Here is a 4576-nt window from a genome sequence, read left to right on the forward strand (position 1 = left end):
CCATAACCCCCGAATAAGAACCGGACATACAACGAGCATGCAGGAGATACTTTGCATTTAGAGCATAGACTAATAGGGTACAGTCGAGCATGAATTTACCCATCGAACTTGAGAAGGTCGCCCCTGGCTAATGCCGATCGTTTAAGGCACTTGAACGATCCTAATATTGCGTAATAATCCCTACTAGCTTTTGTTGGTAGGGATTTTTTATATGTTGGTTAATGATTTAAACCAAGCGCATGAAACGATTGATAATGGTAGTAACTATGAGTCTGTTGTTAATGCTATCGAGATGGAATGGATTGAACAGGCTCTTCATAGTACCAACAAAGCGAGTATCCGCCGTCGCCGGTTACCTGCTCAACAAGCCGTATGGCTTGTCATTTGGATGGGCTTGCAACGAAACAAGTCCATCAAGGAAGTATGTAGCTCTCTGGATTTAGCACTTCAACCTCAACCAGAGAATAGTTGGTCCAGGGTTGCCCCTAGTGTGCTTACGGACAGTCGACGTCGATTGGATGAGGCCCCCTTAGCCGCGTTATTTAAGACAGCCGTTTCGGCATGGGAAGCGGATGCACTTCAACCAAACAACGCCTTAAATCTCAATGTCCTTGCTGTCGACGGCACGACCTTTCGATGCCCTGACTCAGAAGAAAATGCTGAAGCATTTGGCTTCATTTCTAAGAGCTACAAACCTTACCCTCAGCTTCGATTAGTTGGACTGATGGCTGCTGAAACTCGCATGATGCTGGGCGCATCGTTTGATGCATGCAATGTTGGTGAGGCGACCTTAGCGCGCAGTCTACTTACCGATGTTCCTGCTAATTCGCTAACCTTATTCGACCGTTGCTATTTCTCAGCGGACTTGCTGCTTAGCTGGCAAGAAGCGGCGGTTAACAGTCACTGGCTAACACCAATAAAACGCAAGCTACGATATGAAGTCATCGAGCAATACGCAGATAATGACATGCTTATCGCTATGCCAATATCCCAGCAAGCGAGAAAAAAGAACCCTGAGTTACCTGCTACCTGCTACCTGGCAGGCAAGGCTTGTACTGTATAAAGACCCTGCGGGTGAAATTGAAGGCTTTATTACCTCTCTGATTGACCCAAATCAGTACCAACTCGAAGAGCTACTAAGCATCTATTGGCAGCGTTGGGAAATTGAGGAAGGCTTTGGTGAGATAAAACAAACTCAGCTGCAAAGCGAAGTAACCCTGAGGAGTCGATTCCCATCAGGAGTAAAGCAAGAAATTTGGGGCGTGTTACTAGCATATAACCTAGTGCGACTGGAAATGGTTCAGATAGCAGCAGATGCCAATGTTAAGCCGACGCGAGTGAGCTTTACTGCAGCAATTAACCTTATCGATACCCAGCTTAGGTGGTTAGCATTAAGTCCAGACGGAACACTCCCAACTAAGCTAAAACAGATGCGTGAATCCCTCAGCCACTTCATTCTGCCGGATAAAAGAAAGGACCGAACGTTTCCACGTTCAGTCCTCTATGTGCCGCCCAAGTATCCGTTCAGGTATAAACGATGACGCTTATCCGAATGGCATTACTGTTCTTCAGGGCCTTTTTTTGGGAATAACGATTCAGGCGTTACTACCCCAAAGTAGCATTAGTCATTGACGGCTTGCCACTTTTCCATAATGGATTCCGCCAAGGCTTTGTCTTGGGTGTACAAGTTGAACCACATATCGTGGTTAGAGCCTTCATTCATTATTACTAAACTACCAGTATCGGCAATTTTAGATACTTCGTAAGGGTTTTCACCTTCAGGAAGGTGGATTTTGATGACTTCGTACTCTTGCTCTGAGTCATCGGATCTCTTCTCGATAGACCAAGTTGCTTCCTCTGTTTCACCGTCGCCGGTGTAGGTAAACTTGCCTTCGTTCTTATCCGCATCATAAGCGCCAAAGTCAAATTGGGTGAATGTTGGCTCTGGGGTTTGGCTTGAACCGCTGTCGTCAAAGATGGCGTACCAAGTTTGGCCAGAGAAATCGTTGACTACGATGTCCATTGGCTCGCCAGATAGAAGTTCATGTTTAGTCCAAAGGATTAAATCAAGGTCATTGACTGGGACGGCAAGGGCTAAATCAGTTGAGAGATAAATAAATTCATCAGACTCACCCTCTGATGTAATCGTCAGTTTATCTTCATCTATTTCAATACATTCACTGTCATCGGAATTATCGCCGAGGCACAAGATATCTTGAGTCATGTTGAATGTTTGAATACCTTCCTCAGAAGCATAGGTCAGATTCGTGCTAATCGTATCCCATGTTCTACCACCATCACCAATCAGATATTCTTGAAGTGTCTTAGGCTGAAGCTTTTCAACGACTTCGCCGTTTTCAACGGCAATAACCGAGCTCCCTAGGGAGTCAATGCCATCTTTGTTTACTTTATCATTGATGTATTCTAGTACCAATGCAGCTTCTTCCATAACAACCTTTGCATCAATACTTTCTGCATCTTCAGGCAGCGAGCGTGCAATACCTTGCGCCAATTTGTGGGCGATGATTGCCGCCTCTTTTTGATCCGCACTTTCTTGAGCTTTGATATAGTCCCCTGAGAGAACGTCTAAATCTAAACCAAGCTCAGAAGCTAATACTTCAAGGGTTGTGCCAGCTTTAACAGCTAGGGTCGTGAACGGAGTAACCACATCCGAATCACTTTTCGCGAGCAACTCATAGGTGTTATCAACAAAGCCAATTTGGTCAGTGTCTTTCGCTTCACCACGGGCTACTTTTACAATGACATCATACCCAGCATCTGCCGCTGGGATTGTAAATGTTCCGTCTAAAGCTGTACGCCCATCCAACGCTTCGCCGTCATCACATTTTTGGTTCGCATTTCTATCAACACAAACGATAGCATTACCCAAGTAGCCATCAATGGCTGTAATTGTACGTGCGCTAGCACTTTCACCACCACCTGTACTACCTGAGTCAGAACCACAACCTGCCAAAATAAGAGCAACAGATGTTGCGCATAGAGATAACCTAAGTTTCATATAACTTCCTTATTAGTCATTAGCCTGTTGAGAGTATTTTTGCGCTCTCATTGCAAGTGTTGTAATAATTATTGGGTTGTTACATTGATAATGTTGATATTCTTCCAGTAATAATATGTGCAATCAATTGTGCACTGGGTTTTTCATTCAGATTGTGTTCAGCTTTTGACCGAATTCAAAAATATGGCATGTAAATCATAAGTTATTGATATTTGATTTGTTCGACTGTCTCAGGCTGTTTAACTAGCGTTTTAAATACCCCATCAGAGTAAAGTGCATGATCTTTATCTGTTATGAGCCTGTATGAATATTGTTTTATAAATTAATCATAATGAAAGTGAGCGAGAGGCGGCTCTTATCTTTACATCTCTATATTATTGAGAAAGGAACAACGCATTAAGAAAAGAGGTAAAAGGTAACCTCGTTTAATCGGCTATAGATTTAATATATGTGGAATTTAATCGCTGCCTTTTGCTTGATTTTTCAATTCTTTTACTTCTTTTTGCGAGGTTTTGTGCAATAGGTCACTAAATAGCGTTTGGATTTCTATAACTAAAAGCGATTTTTCTCTACATATGGATAATGTTGCATTACACTTGGTCAAAAATTTGACCAAGTGACAAAAAACAAACTTCAAAGGTTATTGAAGTACATGAAAGTACAGCCTCGATTATTGATATCCCTTATATTTCCGCTGGTGTTTTTCATTCTCAGCTTATTAATTTATGTCGGATACAGTGAGTATAAAAGCAACCAAAATACGGCGTTCAATCAAGCGACATCCAATGTACGTATTGCAAGAGAATACTTGGAGCACCATTTTGTTTCTGCTGAAAGCCACTTATATCTCCTCGAGCAACTGTGGGAACAGAAAAACAGCATTTCCGGGGTGATGGAAGCCGCGCAGACCATTGTTAATGCAAAGAGCAAATATCTGGAAGTCGGTTTGCTGGCATACGGCAATTATTACGGGACTGGTGGGTTTAACAAAGAGGCCGTTACTGGATACATAGCGAACCGGCCCTGGTATAAACAGGCAGAGCCGGGGCAAACCTACATCACTCCCATCTATCTTAGCGGCAGTACCGGAAAGTGGACGGTGGCTTTGGTATCTGTGCTAGAGACATTGCAAAATCAAGAGGTGAGAATCCTGTTGGAAATCAATGTGGCTAGCCTCTATGAGAACCTATCGTTGTTGAAGACCCTGACCAACGGCTATGTCTATGCGGTAGAGAGGAAAACGGGCAATATTGTTATGCACCCAGACATGACAAGAATTGGAACACCGTCAGTTAGTGTGTCAACTGATCTGATAGCGCGTATTGAAGATGGGGAATACCAAGGGATCATTTCGTCTTATACATATAAAGATGAAGAAAAATTCAGCGTTTATGATGCATACTCCCTTCATAATTGGATCGTACTTTCAGGGACCGCCAGGTCAGACATTATTATGCATACATTCAGTATCAGTGCGGTGACCAGGGTGAGATCACGAACGTTTTCTGACCAAATTCTGTAAGTTTGACCGGCAGATCGATTTATGATCTTATACTC

The 4576-nt window shown here is 43.1% G+C and carries 2 protein-coding genes and 1 pseudogene; 2 read left to right on the forward strand and 1 reads right to left on the reverse strand.

Annotation, left to right across the window (positions count from 1 at the left end):
• Positions 1-211 precede the first annotated feature (211 nt).
• Positions 212-1541 (forward strand): annotated as a pseudogene (locus NHN17_RS25360) (IS4 family transposase).
• Positions 1542-1621: 80 nt separating this feature from the next.
• Here NHN17_RS25360 and NHN17_RS25365 read toward each other — a convergent pair.
• Positions 1622-3019, reverse strand: coding sequence for a hypothetical protein (locus NHN17_RS25365; RefSeq protein WP_255045447.1), 1398 nt, complete (start codon positions 3017-3019; stop codon positions 1622-1624).
• A gap of 652 nt (positions 3020-3671) precedes the next feature.
• Between NHN17_RS25365 and NHN17_RS25370 the strand changes: the two genes are divergently transcribed.
• Positions 3672-4541, forward strand: coding sequence for a cache domain-containing protein (locus tag NHN17_RS25370; RefSeq protein ID WP_255045448.1), 870 nt, complete (start codon positions 3672-3674; stop codon positions 4539-4541).
• The last annotated feature ends 35 nt before the right edge of the window (positions 4542-4576 follow it).

This window comes from Photobacterium pectinilyticum (assembly GCF_024357955.1).
GTDB lineage: Bacteria > Pseudomonadota > Gammaproteobacteria > Enterobacterales > Vibrionaceae > Photobacterium > Photobacterium pectinilyticum.